Source organism: Pseudomonas sp. Choline-02u-1 (genome assembly GCF_002836515.1).
Classification (GTDB): Bacteria; Pseudomonadota; Gammaproteobacteria; order Pseudomonadales; family Pseudomonadaceae; genus Aquipseudomonas.
In genome coordinates this window covers 319826-334716 of the sequence record NZ_PJBC01000004.1, presented here as the reverse complement: position 1 = coordinate 334716, position 14891 = coordinate 319826, and the positions used below count along the sequence as shown (strand labels likewise).

At 60.3% G+C, this 14891-nt stretch carries 13 protein-coding genes; 10 read left to right on the top strand and 3 right to left on the bottom strand.

What is annotated here, in order from left to right; translation table 11 throughout:
- Window positions 1-184 precede the first annotated feature (184 nt).
- From gabD to CXF97_RS05620, 3 genes are all read left to right on the top strand, one after another.
- The gene (gene gabD, locus CXF97_RS05630) at window positions 185-1627 is read left to right on the top strand and encodes an NADP-dependent succinate-semialdehyde dehydrogenase (protein ID WP_024011131.1); all 1443 of its coding nucleotides are present in this window, start codon (window positions 185-187) and stop codon (window positions 1625-1627) included.
- A gap of 185 nt (window positions 1628-1812) precedes the next feature.
- Window positions 1813-3090 carry a 4-aminobutyrate--2-oxoglutarate transaminase gene (gabT, locus tag CXF97_RS05625; RefSeq protein ID WP_101156998.1) on the top strand — a complete coding sequence of 426 codons (1278 nt, stop codon included), beginning with the start codon at window positions 1813-1815 and terminating at the stop codon, window positions 3088-3090.
- 135 nt (window positions 3091-3225) lie between these two features.
- Window positions 3226-4437 (top strand): response regulator, encoded by a 1212-nt coding sequence (locus CXF97_RS05620; protein WP_101156996.1) that lies wholly within the window; start codon window positions 3226-3228, stop codon window positions 4435-4437.
- A 139-nt stretch (window positions 4438-4576) separates the two neighbouring features.
- On the opposite strand, the gene CXF97_RS05615 is transcribed toward CXF97_RS05620, so the two are convergent.
- Together CXF97_RS05615 and desA are read right to left on the bottom strand one after the other, a co-directional pair.
- Entirely contained in the window at window positions 4577-5566 is a 990-nt protein-coding gene (locus tag CXF97_RS05615; RefSeq protein WP_101156994.1) for a sensor domain-containing diguanylate cyclase, read from the bottom strand.
- Window positions 5567-5774: 208 nt separating this feature from the next.
- The gene (gene desA, locus CXF97_RS05610; protein ID WP_101156993.1) at window positions 5775-6959 is read right to left on the bottom strand and encodes a delta-9 fatty acid desaturase DesA; all 1185 of its coding nucleotides are present in this window, start codon (window positions 6957-6959) and stop codon (window positions 5775-5777) included.
- A gap of 147 nt (window positions 6960-7106) precedes the next feature.
- Here desA and dibA point away from each other — a divergent pair, with 147 nt between their 5' ends.
- The 6 genes from dibA to CXF97_RS05580 all read left to right on the top strand — a co-directional run bounded on the left by dibA (window position 7107) and on the right by CXF97_RS05580 (window position 13470).
- Window positions 7107-9026, top strand: a complete 1920-nt coding sequence (gene dibA, locus CXF97_RS05605) for a phosphodiesterase DibA (RefSeq protein ID WP_101156991.1) — start codon at window positions 7107-7109, stop codon at window positions 9024-9026.
- Between the two features lie 237 nt (window positions 9027-9263).
- Window positions 9264-9446, top strand: coding sequence for a sulfur starvation response protein OscA (gene oscA / locus CXF97_RS05600; RefSeq protein WP_007917682.1), 183 nt, complete (start codon window positions 9264-9266; stop codon window positions 9444-9446).
- Between the two features lie 157 nt (window positions 9447-9603).
- Window positions 9604-10617: a sulfate ABC transporter substrate-binding protein gene (locus CXF97_RS05595; RefSeq protein ID WP_101156989.1), complete on the top strand. Its 1014-nt coding sequence runs from the start codon at window positions 9604-9606 to the stop codon at window positions 10615-10617.
- Between the two features lie 156 nt (window positions 10618-10773).
- Window positions 10774-11592, top strand: a complete 819-nt coding sequence (gene cysT / locus CXF97_RS05590; protein WP_007917680.1) for a sulfate ABC transporter permease subunit CysT — start codon at window positions 10774-10776, stop codon at window positions 11590-11592.
- 12 nt (window positions 11593-11604) lie between these two features.
- Complete coding sequence (cysW, locus tag CXF97_RS05585; protein WP_090288166.1) at window positions 11605-12477, top strand: sulfate ABC transporter permease subunit CysW; 873 nt, start codon at window positions 11605-11607, stop codon at window positions 12475-12477.
- A 3-nt stretch (window positions 12478-12480) separates the two neighbouring features.
- Window positions 12481-13470, top strand: a complete 990-nt coding sequence (locus CXF97_RS05580; protein WP_101156987.1) for a sulfate/molybdate ABC transporter ATP-binding protein — start codon at window positions 12481-12483, stop codon at window positions 13468-13470.
- Window positions 13471-13584: 114 nt separating this feature from the next.
- Here the strand turns inward: CXF97_RS05580 and CXF97_RS05575 are convergent, their stop codons facing one another.
- Window positions 13585-14112 (bottom strand): DUF962 domain-containing protein, encoded by a 528-nt coding sequence (locus CXF97_RS05575; RefSeq protein WP_101156985.1) that lies wholly within the window; start codon window positions 14110-14112, stop codon window positions 13585-13587.
- An 84-nt stretch (window positions 14113-14196) separates the two neighbouring features.
- Here CXF97_RS05575 and CXF97_RS05570 point away from each other — a divergent pair, with 84 nt between their 5' ends.
- Entirely contained in the window at window positions 14197-14874 is a 678-nt protein-coding gene (locus CXF97_RS05570; RefSeq protein WP_101156983.1) for a Crp/Fnr family transcriptional regulator, read from the top strand.
- The last annotated feature ends 17 nt before the right edge of the window (window positions 14875-14891 follow it).

Sequence of the window (14891 nt, the reverse complement as noted above, 5' to 3'; positions counted from 1 at the left end):
CCTACGATCCGTTTGAGATTTCAAACGCTCGTTGACGGGATGTTGCAGCGCAGGTGCGCCCGCTCGTGCACTGTAGATGCGCCACACTCCGCTCACTGATTTCCCTGACGGCAGCCTTGCGAGGCGCCTTTCTACAATCATAATTTGCTCCGCGCAGGCCGCGGTGCTGTTAAGGAAAGCCGACATGCAGCTTAAAGACACCCAGTTGTTCCGCCAGCAAGCCTTCATCGATGGCGCTTGGGTCGATGCGGACAACGGTCAGACGATCAAGGTCAACAACCCGGCCACTGGCGAAATCCTCGGCACCGTGCCGAAAATGGGCGCTGCCGAAACCCGTCGTGCCATCGAAGCCGCTGACAAGGCGCTGCCGGCCTGGCGTGCACTGACCGCCAAGGAGCGTGCCGGCAAGCTGCGTCGCTGGTTCGAACTGATGATCGAAAACCAGGACGACCTCGCACGCCTGATGACCCTTGAGCAGGGCAAGCCGCTGGCCGAAGCCAAGGGCGAAATCGTTTACGCCGCGTCGTTCATTGAGTGGTTCGCCGAAGAAGCCAAGCGCATCTATGGCGACGTGATTCCGGGACATCAGCCGGACAAGCGCCTGATCGTGATCAAGCAGCCAATCGGCGTCACCGCCGCGATTACTCCGTGGAACTTCCCGGCGGCAATGATCACCCGTAAAGCCGGCCCAGCGCTGGCCGCAGGTTGCACCATGGTGCTCAAGCCGGCATCGCAAACTCCATTTTCCGCTTTCGCCCTGGCCGAACTGGCCCAGCGCGCGGGCATTCCGGCGGGCGTGTTCAGCGTGGTCTCCGGCAGCGCCGGCGACATCGGCAGCGAGCTGACCAGCAACCCGATCGTGCGCAAGCTGTCGTTCACCGGCTCGACCGAAATCGGTCGCCAGTTGATGGCCGAATGCGCCAAGGACATCAAGAAAGTCTCGCTGGAACTGGGCGGCAACGCGCCGTTCATCGTGTTCGACGACGCCGATCTGGATAAGGCCGTTGAAGGCGCGATCATTTCCAAATACCGCAACAATGGCCAGACCTGCGTCTGCGCCAACCGTCTGTACATTCAGGACGCGGTCTACGATGCGTTCGCCGAAAAGCTGAAAGTGGCAGTGGCCAAACTGAAGATCGGCAACGGTCTGGAAGACGGCACCACCACCGGCCCGCTGATCGACGAAAAAGCCGTAGCCAAGGTGCAAGAGCACATCGCTGACGCCGTGAGTAAAGGCGCCACCGTTTTGGCTGGCGGAAAGGCGATGGAAGGCAACTTCTTCGAGCCAACCATTCTGACCAACGTGCCGAAAAACGCTGCGGTGGCCAAGGAAGAAACCTTCGGCCCGCTGGCGCCACTGTTCCGCTTCAAAGATGAAGCCGAAGTGATCGCGATGTCCAACGACACCGAGTTCGGTCTGGCCTCGTACTTCTATGCGCGCGACCTCGGCCGTGTGTTCCGTGTTGCCGAAGCGCTGGAATACGGCATGGTGGGCGTCAACACCGGGCTGATCTCCAACGAAGTCGCGCCGTTCGGCGGCATCAAGGCCTCGGGTCTGGGCCGCGAAGGCTCCAAGTACGGCATCGAAGATTACCTGGAAATCAAATACCTCTGCCTGGGCATCTGAGCCGGGAAAGGGATCGCTGCAAACGCAAAGGGCACGAGAGCGCTGTCCCTTTGCGTGGTTTAAAACCTGCATTTTCTCTGCGGCCGGGAACGCCGTGGCAGTCGATCATCGCATGCTGCCACCGCCGCTTCCTCCCGCTTCATCCTTGAACCGCGCCGCCCGATGAGCGGCGAATGAGGACTGTAATGAGCAAGACTAACGCTGAACTGATGGCCCGCCGCACCAATGCCGTACCTCGTGGTGTTGGCCAGATCCACCCGATCTTCGCCGAGTCGGCCAAGAACGCCACCGTGACCGACGTTGAAGGTCGTGAGTTCATCGACTTCGCCGGCGGCATCGCTGTACTGAACACCGGCCACGTGCACCCGAAAATCATTGCCGCCGTGACTGAACAGCTGAACAAGCTGACCCACACCTGCTTCCAGGTGCTGGCCTACGAGCCGTACGTTGAGCTGTGCGAAAAAATCAACGCCAAGGTCCCGGGTGATTTCGCCAAGAAAACCCTGCTGGTCACCACCGGTTCCGAAGCGGTGGAAAACGCCGTGAAGATCGCCCGTGCCGCCACTGGCCGCGCTGGCGTGATCGCTTTCACCGGCGCCTACCACGGTCGCACCATGATGACCCTGGGCCTGACCGGTAAAGTCGTGCCGTACTCGGCTGGCATGGGCCTGATGCCAGGCGGCATCTTCCGTGCGCTGTACCCGAACGAACTGCACGGCGTCAGCATCGACGATTCGATCGCTTCCATCGAGCGCATCTTCAAGAACGACGCAGAGCCGAAAGACATCGCTGCGATCATCATCGAGCCGGTGCAGGGCGAAGGTGGTTTCTACGTCGCGCCGAAAGAATTCATGAAGCGCCTGCGCGCGCTGTGCGACCAGCACGGCATCCTGCTGATCGCTGACGAAGTGCAGACCGGCGCTGGCCGTACCGGTACCTTCTTCGCCATGGAACAGATGGGCGTTGCCGCCGACCTGACCACTTTCGCCAAATCCATCGCTGGCGGTTTCCCGCTGGCCGGCGTCTGCGGCAAGGCCGAATACATGGACGCCATTGCTCCGGGCGGCCTGGGCGGCACCTACGCCGGTAGCCCGATCGCTTGCGCCGCTGCGCTGGCGGTAATGGAAGTGTTTGAGGAAGAGCAACTGCTGGACCGCTGCAAGGCTGTCGGTGAGCGTCTAGTCACTGGCCTGAAGGCGATTCAGGCCAAGTACCCGGTGATCGGCGAAGTGCGTGCGTTGGGCGCGATGATCGCGCTCGAGCTGTTCGAAAACGGTGACAGCCACAAGCCAAACCCGACCGCTGTAGCCGCTGTGGTGGCCAAGGCGCGTGACAAGGGCCTTATCCTGTTGTCCTGCGGCACTTACGGTAACGTGCTGCGTGTGCTGGTGCCGCTGACTTCGCCGGACGAGCAACTGGACAAAGGTCTGGCGATCATCGAAGAGTGCTTCTCTGAACTCTGATCCATTGCTGTGACCTGCTCGACAAAAACCCGCTTCGGCGGGTTTTTTTATGGCTGTAGAAACACATCGGACGTGTTTGCGCTGTATCGAATCGCCAGCATTGGCTAAGGTTCAGGCATTGCAAGGAGAGCGCGCATGACTGCCGTTGATTTACCCGCCGTACCCCGGGTGCTGATTGCCGAGGCCGATCCGTGGTCCCGCGACCTGCTCAAACAAGTGCTGCTCAACGTGCGCTGCGATGCGCGGCTGGATCTGTGTGCCGATGGCCAACAAGCGTTGTCGTTGCTTGGCGAGGTGCCCTATGACCTGGCCATCGTCGATTGGGAGTTGCCCGGCGTCGATGGCTTGAATGTGCTGCGCAGCGTGCGTCAGCGCAAACGTAATCCGCCGCTGCCGTTCATTTTGATGAGCAGCCGCAACGACAGCGCCAGCGTGCGCGAAGCGATTCCGCTGGCGCCGACGGCGTACCTGACCAAACCGTTGAACATGGAAGGCCTGACCGAGCGTTTGCAAGGTTTGCTGCTCAATGCTGGCGAAGCGGTGGTTTGCGAAGTGCCGGCATTGGCGCCGGGCATGACCCTGTCGGTGTTCCTTGAGCGGCGTCGCGAGCAGGCTGATGGCGCGCCGCTGATGACCGATGTGCAAGTGGCGGTCAAGCGCAGCCTCAATCCCGAGGGGCTGGATCTCAAGCTGCTGGAGGAAGAGGTGCGCACCGATCCGCAGATTACCGCCGTGCTGATCGCAGCCGCCAACAGTGCCGCGCAACACTACGGCGCGCCGGTGCAGACCCTGGCTCAGGCGCTGCATCGACTCGGCACCGGGCAGAGCATGAACCTGATTCTCGGGCTGGCGCTCAAACGCAGCGCGCGGCTCAGCGATCCATGCCTGGCGGACTACGCAGAGCGTTATTGGGGGCTTTCTCTGCATACTGCGGAATATGCGCGTACGCTGGCGCGCTTGCTCGATCTCGATCAGGAGCGCTGCTATTGCGCGGGTATGCTGCATCGGCTCGGTGATCTTGCGCTGCTGCGCTGTTTGCAGGAATGGCAGCAGGCCGGCGGCGAGCTGGACGAGTTGGAAGAGGTCGGTGAAGCGTTGGCGAAGTATGGCGCTTCTTATGGCTCGGCATTGCGCACTCGCTGGCGACTGCCGCTGGAGTTGCGCGAGTTGATTGCTTCGGTCTACCAGCTGGGCGGCGGCGTGTATTCCCGCGAGGCGCTGGTGATGAACATGGCGGCGCAGATGGCCCGGCTGACCGAGCACGAAGGCGTCGAGGAGCTGGCGAAGAGCCGGACGGCGCGTTTGCTCAAGATCGGCTTGCCGGAATTGATGCGGATGCGCAAATAACCTGATTCCGCATTTCAAACTGTGGGAGCGGGATTGCTCGCGAAGGCGTCATGTCAGTGCATACAACACTTGACGGACACGACGCTTTCGCGAGCAAGCCCGCTCCCACTTCGAATATTCATATGACTGAACGGTGTGCTCAGGCCGCAATAATCCGGTTCTTGCCCTGCCGCTTCGCCTCGTACATCGCCGCGTCCGCCCGGGCGAACAGGCTGTCGAGGCTCTTGTCTTCGTCCGTGAGGTTGGTCAGGCCCTGGCTCACGGTGATGCTGAACGGCTGACCGTCGTGGTTGAAGCGCAGTCGCTGGATCTCCTGCTGCAATCGTTCCGCCACCTGCACGGCCATCTCGGGCGCACAGCCGGGGAACACCGCCGCGAACTCCTCACCGCCAATCCGCCCGAACAGGTCGCCACGGCGCAATGAGCCGCGGCCGCACTCAGCAATCCGTTGCAGCACGTTGTCGCCTTCAGGGTGGCCGTAGCTGTCGTTGATCACTTTGAAGTCATCGATGTCCAGCAGCAGGAAGGCCAGCGGCGTGCCTTGCCGGCGCGCCTCGGCGAACTCGCGATGGGCGCATTCGAAGAAGTGGCGGCGGTTGCTGCTTTGCGTCAGCACATCGGTGGTGGCCAAGCGCTGCAGCTCGGTTTCCATGTGCTTCTTGTCGGTGATGTCTTCGGCGATGCCGACGATGATCACCGGTTGCCCAGGCTCGTCCTGCCGATTGATAAAACATTTGTCGCTGAGCCAGCGTACCTGGCCGTCAGCAGCGATGATGCGGTATTCGCGATCTTCCACCGCACCTTGGTGCAGAACTTCGGCGAGGCTCTGTTCGGCGTACTCCAGATCATCTGGGTAAATACTGTCACGCCACTGGTTGTAGTCAGCGAGCAACAGCGCGGCGGAACGGCCGAAAATCCGTTCATAGGCCGGACTGACGTACAGCACCTGTCGGGTTTCCCAGTTGAAGGCCCAGAGCACGGCATTGACGCTGACCAGCAGCGAACTGATCAGCTGTTCGCGCTCGCTCAGGCGCGCCACTTCGCCTTGCGCATGCATCAGCGCCATCAGCGTTTGCGCGGCCTCGGGCCATTGGGTGAAGGATGTGTCTTTCTGGTTGTTGTTGACCATCGGCACAAATCTCAAAGGGCGCGTCGCAATGTCGACAACGGCCACAGGACAGCCCGCCGGGATGGCGAAGTGTCATTGAGATAGAGGATTTTCGGCGAAGTTCCCGGCCACTACCGAGTCCCGCCAGGCGGCGAGGTGCAGGAGCTGATGCAGGCAACGAGGCTGCGATCTTTTGATCCAGAATCAGAAGATCGCAGCCAATGGCGGGTCAGACCGCCGCAGGACGCAGCGAGTAGGTTTTCAGCTGATCGGCAAAGTCACGCAACGACTGGATGCCACTGGCCTCCGCCTCGTGAATCCATTCCTTGATGGCGGCGAGCATGTCGTGGCCATTGGAGCTGGTCTTGACCCAGATCTGCTGCAGAGCCAAACGTTTCTCGTAAATGACTTTCAGCGCCTGGCTGTGTTCGAGCATGGTCTGGATGCGCAGGTGATGACGGTCTTCCAGCAGGCTGGTTTCCCGCGACAGCAGGCGTTTGGCCCGGTAGAACTGGTGGCGCACCGAATGATCGACCTTGGCCAGCTCTTGCTTGACCAGCGGGCCGATCACCAATTTGCGGTACTGGGCCATGATCTGGAACCGGTTGTTGAGGATCGCCATGGCGGTGTCCATATCCAGGCTGCCCTTGCCTTCGACGCGGTGGGCGATCGGTGCGACTCGCTGCACCTTGGCCAGACGCAGGAAGCAGAAGACCTTGATCCACGCCCAGCCGAGGTCGAATTCCCATTTCTTCACCGACAGCTTGGCCGAGTTGGGGTAGGTGTGATGGTTGTTGTGCAGTTCTTCGCCGCCGATCAGGATGCCCCACGGCACCAGATTGGTCGCCGCGTCACGGCATTCGAAATTGCGATAGCCGACAGCATGGCCCAGACCATTGATAACCCCCGCAGCCCACACCGGAATCCACATCATCTGGATGGCCCAGATAGTGATGCCGATGGTGCCGAACAGCAGCAGGTCGATGACGCCCATGATCGCTACGCCCAGCAGTGGGTAGCGGCTGTAGACGTTGCGTTCGATCCAGTCTTCGGGGCAGTTCTTGCCGTAGATGCGCAGGGTTTCCGGGTTCTGCGCTTCGCTGCGGTACAGCTCGGCACCGGTGCGCAGCACGGTGGACAGACCCTTGATCACCGGGCTGTGCGGGTCATCTTCGGTTTCGCATTTGGCGTGGTGTTTGCGGTGGATGGCAGTCCACTCGCGGGTGTTCTGTGCCGTGGTCAGCCACAGCCAGAAACGGAAAAAGTGCTTGAGACCCGCATTCAGCTCGAGCGAGCGGTGGGCCGAGTATCGGTGCAGATAGACCGTGACGGCAATAATAGTCACATGGGTCATCAGCAGGGTGACCGCGACCAGTGACCAGGCCGACAAGCCAAGAAAACCTTCGTACCACATAGGCTATAGGGCCCTCGATAAAGATAAAAACAGCCGTTGCATTATCACCAAGCACACAGATAAAACCAGTCGGCCTTTCAGATAAGAAGTCGCTGAATGTTTCTTCACCTATAATTCCAACCTTTTTGTAGGGACATGGACGACCGAATGTCTGCGACTTACCGCGATGCCCTGCGTGCAGCGCTGCTCTACCTCGTACTGGCCGCCGTATGGCTGCGGGTTTCTGATCATTTATTAAGCAAATTCTTCGATGACTCCGCTGAGCTGGCCCGTTGGCAACTGATCAACGGTTATCTGCTGGCGGCGGTCAGCGCCGGGCTGATTTTTCTCGCGCGGGCGCGTCTTTGCCGGTTTCTCGGCATTGGTGCGCGTCTGCGCGAGCGCCATAGCGACCGTGAGCGCCTGCGTCAGGCGGCCGCCGTGTTCGACTGCACCCGCGAAGGTGTGCTGGTTACCGATCATCGGGGCCTGATCGTGCACGTCAATCGCGCCTTTATTGAGATCACCGGTTATCGGCGCGACGAGGTGATCGGCCAGCAGCCCAGCCTGTTCAAGTCCGGCCACCATCCGTCGGGCTTTTATCAGGCGATGTTTGCCACTCTTCAAGCCGAAGGTGAGTGGAGCGGGGAGATCTGGAACCGACGCAAGACCGGCGAGATTTATCCACAGTGGCAAACCATCCGGGCGATTCACGATGATTTCGGTCGGCTCAGTCACTACGTGGCGGTGTTCTCCGATATCAGTGCGATCAAGGATTCCGAGTCCGAGCTCAAACACCTGGCCCATCACGATCCGTTGACCGATCTGCCCAATCGTCTGCTGTTCAGCGACCGCGCCGAGCAGGCGCTGGCGTCGGCGCAAACGCACAAGCGTGGCTGTGCGCTGCTGATGCTCGATCTGGATCACTTCAAGATGATCAATGACAGTCTCGGGCATAACGTCGGTGACCGATTGCTCAAAGCGGTGGCGACGCGTTTGCAGGAACTGTTCGGTTCCGGCATCACCCTGGCGCGGTTGGGTGGCGACGAGTTCGCGGTGCTCGCGGAAAGTTGTCCACAGCCTGCGCAGGCGGCGGCATTGGCGCAACGGATGCTGGACGCGTTAAAGGAGCCGATGCTGATTGACGGCAATCAACTGTTCATCAATGCCAGCATCGGCATCAGTCTGTTCCCCAGCGATGCCTTGAGCGCCGAGCAGTTGTTGCGCAATGCCGACAGCGCGCTGTTCAAGGCCAAAAGCAGCGGGCGCAATGGCTACGCGCTGTATACCGAAGAGCTGACCGCCCACGCCCAGCAACGGGTCGAAATCGCCTTCGAACTGCGCCGCGCACTGGAGCAAGAGGAACTGCGCGTCTATTACCAACCAGTGCATGACCTGCAAAGCAGCCGTCTGATCGGCGTCGAAGCACTGGTGCGCTGGCAACATCCGCAGCGCGGGCTGGTGTCGCCGGCAGAATTCATTCCGATTGCCGAGCGCACTGGGCTGATCGCCGACATTGATGCCTGGGTGATGCAGCAGGCCTGCCGGCAGATGTGCCAATGGCAGCAGAGCGGTGTGGTGCTGGCGTTCGTCGCGGTGAATGTTTCGTCGCGGCTGTTTGCCCGGCGTGAGCTTTATCAGCAGGTGGCGCAGGTGCTGCACGACACGGGGCTGGATCCGGCGTATCTGGAACTGGAAGTCACCGAAAGCGCGGTGATGGACGATCCGGAGGTGGCGCTGGAGCAGATGCATCGTTTGCGTGAATTGGGTGTGCGCCTGGCCATTGATGATTTCGGCACCGGTTATTCCTCGCTGCTGCGGCTCAAGCGGCTGCCGGTGCAGAAACTCAAGATCGATCAGGGCTTCGTCGCAGGTTTGCCGTGGGATGAGGATGACGTGGCGATCGTCCGGGTGATCATCGCGCTGGCGCGGAGCATGGGCATGCAGGTGCATGCTGAAGGGATCGAGCAGGTTGAGCAGGCGGCGTTTTTGCTGGAGCACGCGTGTGATCTGGGGCAGGGGTATTGGTTTGGGCGGCCGTTGCCTGCGCAGGATATCGATTGGGCAAGAGCGCCTGTGATTGAGTGAAGGATCAAAAGATCGCAGCCTTCGGCAGCTCCTACATGGATCGGTGTAGAGCTGCCGAGGGCTGCGATCTTTTGCTTTTAGAGGCTGCAACCCCTTGTGAAGGCAGGTAAACAATTCTGGTTATATAAACATTCTTAAATAGTCTTTTTAAGAATATCCATGCCTCTCTTATATTGCTCCCACGCCGAACGCAGTGCCGCCCACTGCCAGGCAAATCCCCTTCAAAGGAGCAGCACCATGAGCGCATCCCTTCGCAGCGTTGACGGTCAGGACGAAAGCACCATCTTGCGTGAAATCCAGAGCGCGCTGCGCGATCTGCGGTTTGGCGCGGTGGAGATCACTGTGCATAACGCCCAGGTCGTGCAGATCGAACGCAAGGAGAAATTCCGCTTGCAGCAGCCCGGTAAGCAGCCGGGCTGAAATCAAAAGATCGTTCGATCGCGGCCCGAGCCTTCGGCGGCGCCTGCAGGGGGCTGTGTGTGTAGGAGCTGCCGAAGGCTGCGATCTTTTAAACGGCACCACAATTTCCGAAATACATAAGAAAAAGCCACCACCAGGAATTCCAGGAGCTTTCACCATGTCGTCGATTCGCCGTTACGCTTTGGCCGCGCTGGTCAGTGCCGTGTTTGCCGGTTCCGCCGTTGCCAAGGATTACGAACTGCTCAACGTGTCGTATGACCCGACGCGCGAGCTGTATCAGGAATACAACGCCGAATTCATCAAGTTCTGGCAGAAAGATCATGCCGGCGACACGGTGAAAATCCAGCAATCCCATGGCGGTTCGGGCAAGCAGGGTCGTGCGGTCATCGACGGTCTGCGTGCTGACGTGGTGACCCTGGCGCTGGCTGGTGACATCGACGAAATCGCCAAGCTCGGCAAGAGCCTGCCCGCCGACTGGCAGACGCGCCTGCCGCAAGCGAGCACGCCTTACACCTCGACCATCGTGTTCCTGGTGCGCAAGGGCAACCCGAAAGGCATCAAGGACTGGGGCGATCTGGTCAAGAACGACGTCTCGGTGATCACGCCGAACCCGAAAACGTCGGGCGGTGCGCGCTGGAACTTCCTCGCCGCGTGGGCCTATGGCCTGAAAGCCAACGGCGGTGATGAAGCCAAGGCCAAGGAATATGTGCAAACCCTGTTCAAGCATGTGCCGATCCTCGACACCGGCGCCCGTGGTTCGACCATTACCTTCGTCAACAACGGCCAGGGCGACGTGTTGCTGGCTTGGGAAAACGAAGCGTTCCTGGCGCTGAAAGAAGACGGCGGCGCAGACAAGTTCGACATCGTCGTGCCGTCGCTGTCGATTCTTGCCGAACCACCCGTGGCGGTGGTCGACAAGAATGCCGAGAAGAAAGGCAACGCGCAGATCGCCGAGGCCTACCTCAAGCACCTGTACAGCCCGGCCGGCCAGGAAATCGCCGCGAAAAATTTCTACCGACCTCGTGACAAGGACGTAGCGGCCAAGTACGCCCAGCAGTTTCCGAAACTGGAACTGGTGACCATCGACAAGGACTTCGGCGGCTGGAAATCCGCGCAGCCGAAATTCTTCAACGACGGCGGCGTGTTCGACCAGATTTATCAGGCGCAGTAATCTGACCCATAACGGGCCTGAAGCTCAGGCACGAAACCATGTGGGAGCGGGCTTGCTCGCGAAGACGGTATGTCAGGCGACGTAAATGTTGAATGAATACCCCCATTCGCGAGCAAGCCCGCTCCCACATTGATGCGTTTTCAACCAGGGACTTTTATGTCGCGTCGTATCTCCCCCGTCATACCCGGCTTCGGGCTGACGCTGGGTTACACCTTGGTGTACCTCAGCCTGATTGTGCTTATCCCGCTGGCGGCGATGTTCGTCCACGCCGCCCAGCTGACCTGGGATCAGTTCTGGACGATCATTTCCGCACCGCGGGTGCTGGCGGCGTTGAAGCTGAGCTTCGGCACCGCGCTGTGCGCGGCGATCATCAACGGCATCATCGGCACGCTGCTGGCCTGGGTGCTGGTGCGCTACACCTTCCCGGGGCGCAAGGTCATCGACGCGATGATCGATCTTCCGTTCGCGCTGCCCACCGCCGTGGCCGGTATCGCACTGACTGCGCTGTACGCCCCGGCCGGACTGGTCGGGCAGTTTGCCGCTGACCTGGGTTTCAAGATCGCCTATACCCCGCTGGGCATCACTTTGGCGCTGACCTTCGTCACACTGCCGTTCGTGGTGCGCACGGTGCAACCGGTGCTGGCCGACATTCCCCGTGAAGTCGAAGAAGCGGCGGCGTGCCTGGGTGCGAAGCCATGGCAAGTATTTCGCCACATTCTGGTTCCGGCACTGCTGCCCGCCTGGCTGACCGGTTTTGCTCTGGCGTTCGCGCGTGGCGTCGGCGAGTACGGTTCGGTGATTTTCATCGCCGGCAACATGCCGATGAAAACCGAGATCCTGCCGCTGCTGATCATGGTCAAGCTCGACCAGTACGATTACACCGGCGCCACGGCCATCGGCGTGTTGATGCTGGTGGTTTCCTTTGTCCTGTTGCTGCTGATCAACTTGCTGCAGCGGCGCATCGAAACCCCATAAGGAGGCGCGAACATGTCCCAATCGTCTATTGCGGCTGCCTCTGCGGCCAACGCTGCGCGGCGTGGCAGTGCGACTTCGCGCAGAGTCCTGATCGGTCTTGGCTGGCTGATCTTTTTCCTGTTTCTGCTGCTGCCGTTGTTCATTGTGGTATCGCAGGGTTTGAAGAATGGCCTTGGTGCATTTTTCACCGCGATTTTTGAACCGGACGCGCTTTCGGCGTTGAAACTCACCGTGTTTGCAGTGCTGATATCGGTGCCGCTTAACCTGGTGTTCGGCGTCAGCGCCGCGTGGTGCGTGAGTAAATACTCGTTCCGCGGCAAGAGCATGCTGGTGACACTGATCGACCTGCCGTTTTCGGTGTCGCCAGTGATCGCCGGTCTGGTCTACGTGCTGATGTTCGGCGCTCAGGGTCTGTTCGGGCCGTGGCTGCAGGATCACGACATCCAGATCGTCTTCGCCCTGCCGGGCATTGTGCTGGCGACGATTTTCGTCACCGTGCCATTTGTGGCCCGCGAGCTGATTCCGCTGATGCAGGAACAAGGCACGCAGGAAGAAGAAGCGGCGCGCCTGCTCGGCGCCAATGGCTGGCAGATGTTCTGGCACGTCACCGTGCCGAACATCAAGTGGGGCCTGATTTATGGCGTGGTGTTGTGTACCGCGCGGGCCATGGGTGAGTTCGGTGCGGTGTCGGTGGTGTCCGGGCACATTCGCGGGGTGACCAACACCTTGCCGCTGCACGTCGAGATCCTCTACAACGAATACAACCACGTGGCCGCGTTCGCCGTGGCGAGCCTGTTGCTGATCCTGGCGCTCTTCATCCTGCTGCTCAAGCAGTGGAGCGAAAACCGTATCAACCGCCTGCGCGCCAGCGCCGCGGAGGAATAATTCATGTCGATCGAAGTGCGTAACGTCAGCAAGAATTTCAACGCGTTCAAGGCGCTGGACAACATCAGCCTGGATATCCACAGCGGTGAGCTGGTCGCGCTGCTTGGTCCGTCGGGCTGCGGCAAAACCACCTTGCTGCGCATTATTGCCGGTCTGGAAACCCCGGATCAGGGCAACATCGTTTTTCACGGCGAAGACGTTTCCGGCCACGATGTGCGTGATCGTAACGTCGGTTTCGTGTTCCAGCATTACGCCTTGTTCCGCCACATGACAGTGTTCGACAACGTCGCGTTCGGCCTGCGCATGAAACCGAAAAACCAGCGCCCGAGCGAAAGCCAGATCGCCAGCAAGGTTCACGAACTGCTGAACATGGTGCAACTGGACTGGTTGTCGGATCGCTACCCGGAGCAGTTGTCCGGTGGTCAGCGTCAGCGTATCGCTTTGGCCCGTGCTTTGGCGGTGGAGCCGAAAGTGCTGCTGCTGGATGAACCGTTCGGCGCCCTCGATGCCAAGGTGCGCAAGGAACTGCGGCGCTGGCTGGCGCGGCTGCACGAAGACATCAACCTGACTTCGGTGTTTGTGACCCACGACCAGGAAGAAGCGATGGAAGTCGCCGACCGTATCGTGGTGATGAACAAAGGCGTGATCGAGCAGATCGGCTCACCGGGCGACGTCTACGAAAACCCGGCCAGCGATTTCGTCTATCACTTCCTCGGCGACTCGAATCGCTTGCTGCTGAGCGACGACAACCACGTGCTGTTCCGCCCGCACGAAGTGTCGTTATCCAGGCATGAGCTGGAAGATCACCACGCGGCAGAGGTGCGTGATATCCGGCCGTTGGGCGCGACTACCCGAGTGACGCTGAAGGTTGAAGGGCAGACGGATCTGATCGAGGCTGAAGTGGTGAAGGATCACGACAGCCTGATCGGGTTGGCCAAGGGTGAAACCCTGTTCTTCAAGCCGAAGGTCTGGCAGAAAGTCGCCAGCCTCTAAGATCAAAAGATCGCAGCCTGCGGCAGCTCCTACAGGGGTTTCGGTTGGTCACACATTTCGTGATCGACCAAACCCACTGTAGGAACTGCCGCAGGCTGCGATCTTTCAAGCGGCCTAAGCCGCCGCTTTGCGATTCGGATTGACCCGCACCACCCCCGCCCGCAACTCGATCTCTTGTTTCAATTCCTGCCGCATCCCCAGCAAAAACGCCAACTCGGCGACGACAAACAGCGGCCCGACAATCAGCCCGCTGATGTCATCGACAAATGCCGGTTTGCGCCCTTCATAGTGATGCCCGACAAACTGGATCACCCAGCCGATCACGAACATCGCCAGGCCGCTGCTCAGCCAGACCAGGGTGCTCTGCTGCGCCAGCGCATGCCCGGCCCACACCGACAGCCCCATCAGTACTGTCATCAACACGCCAAGCTTCACCTCCAGACGCAGGTAAAACCACGCCGAGGCCAGCGCCACCACAACCGCCGGAGATATCCACAGCCCGCTCAGCGCCCATTGCGGCCGTGACAGCAGCACAGCCACCGCCACCACGATCAGCGGAATGCCGATAAAGTGGCTGGCGATGTTGCGCGGGTCGCGGTGGTAGGCGGCGTATTGACTGAGGTGGTCGACGAGGCTTTTCATTGTTGTTCCTCCAGTGGGGTTGGATGCATCATCCCTCGGGATCCGCGTTCGCTCTGTCGGGCAGGCGACACTCCAGGAGTGGTTATGCAAATTCGTGCACGGTTGCTCAGCGGCCAGTGGTTCAGTCATCTGCCTGGATCTTTTCAGGATAGCCTGCTGGCGCTGGCCCGGGAGCGGCGGCTGACGGCGGGGCAACGGCTGTTCCAGCGCGGCGATGCGCCGTGCGGTCTGTACGCGGTGCTCGATGGCGCCGTGCGCATTGGCGCGGTGAGCGAGCAGGGCAAGGAAGCGTTGTTGAGCCTGGTGGAGGCGCCGCACTGGTTCGGCGAAATCTGCCTGTTCGACGGTCAGCCACGTACCCATGACGCCTATGCGGTCGGGCCGTGTACCTTGCTGAATATTGCGCAGGCGGCGTTGCTCAAATTGCTCGACGAACAGCCGCAGTATTGGCGGCATCTGGCGTTGCTGATGAGCCACAAGTTGCGCCTGGCCTTTATTAATCTCGAACAGCTGAGCTTGCTGCCGGCCCCGGCGCGTCTGGCCCATCGCTTGCTGATGATCGCCGAAGGCTATGGCGAACTCGACGCACCACGCCGGGTGCTGCAACTGCCGCAAGAGCAACTGGCCGCAATGTTGTCGCTGTCGCGGCAGACCACCAACCAGATCCTCAAGGATCTGCAGGGGCAGGGGATTATTGGTTTGGCGTACGGCGAGATCGAAATCCTCGATGCCGCGCGATTGCGTGCACTGACCACGATTTGACTAACGCTTCACATCAA

Excerpts from the sequence above, each read along its gene's own strand:
- CXF97_RS05575 (WP_101156985.1), bottom strand. The coding sequence starts at position 14,112 with ATGAAAAGCCTCGTCGACCACCTCAGTCAATACGCCGCCTACCACCGC.
- cysT (WP_007917680.1), top strand. The coding sequence starts at position 10,774 with ATGTCGCGTCGTATCTCCCCCGTCATACCCGGCTTCGGGCTGACGCTG.
- CXF97_RS05615 (WP_101156994.1), bottom strand. The coding sequence starts at position 5,566 with ATGGTCAACAACAACCAGAAAGACACATCCTTCACCCAATGGCCCGAG.
- CXF97_RS05570 (WP_101156983.1), top strand. The coding sequence starts at position 14,197 with ATGCAAATTCGTGCACGGTTGCTCAGCGGCCAGTGGTTCAGTCATCTG.
- CXF97_RS05620 (WP_101156996.1), top strand. The coding sequence starts at position 3,226 with ATGACTGCCGTTGATTTACCCGCCGTACCCCGGGTGCTGATTGCCGAG.
- gabD (WP_024011131.1), top strand. The coding sequence starts at position 185 with ATGCAGCTTAAAGACACCCAGTTGTTCCGCCAGCAAGCCTTCATCGAT.
- cysW (WP_090288166.1), top strand. The coding sequence starts at position 11,605 with ATGTCCCAATCGTCTATTGCGGCTGCCTCTGCGGCCAACGCTGCGCGG.
- dibA (WP_101156991.1), top strand. The coding sequence starts at position 7,107 with ATGTCTGCGACTTACCGCGATGCCCTGCGTGCAGCGCTGCTCTACCTC.
- oscA (WP_007917682.1), top strand. The coding sequence starts at position 9,264 with ATGAGCGCATCCCTTCGCAGCGTTGACGGTCAGGACGAAAGCACCATC.
- CXF97_RS05580 (WP_101156987.1), top strand. The coding sequence starts at position 12,481 with ATGTCGATCGAAGTGCGTAACGTCAGCAAGAATTTCAACGCGTTCAAG.
- CXF97_RS05595 (WP_101156989.1), top strand. The coding sequence starts at position 9,604 with ATGTCGTCGATTCGCCGTTACGCTTTGGCCGCGCTGGTCAGTGCCGTG.
- gabT (WP_101156998.1), top strand. The coding sequence starts at position 1,813 with ATGAGCAAGACTAACGCTGAACTGATGGCCCGCCGCACCAATGCCGTA.
- desA (WP_101156993.1), bottom strand. The coding sequence starts at position 6,959 with ATGTGGTACGAAGGTTTTCTTGGCTTGTCGGCCTGGTCACTGGTCGCG.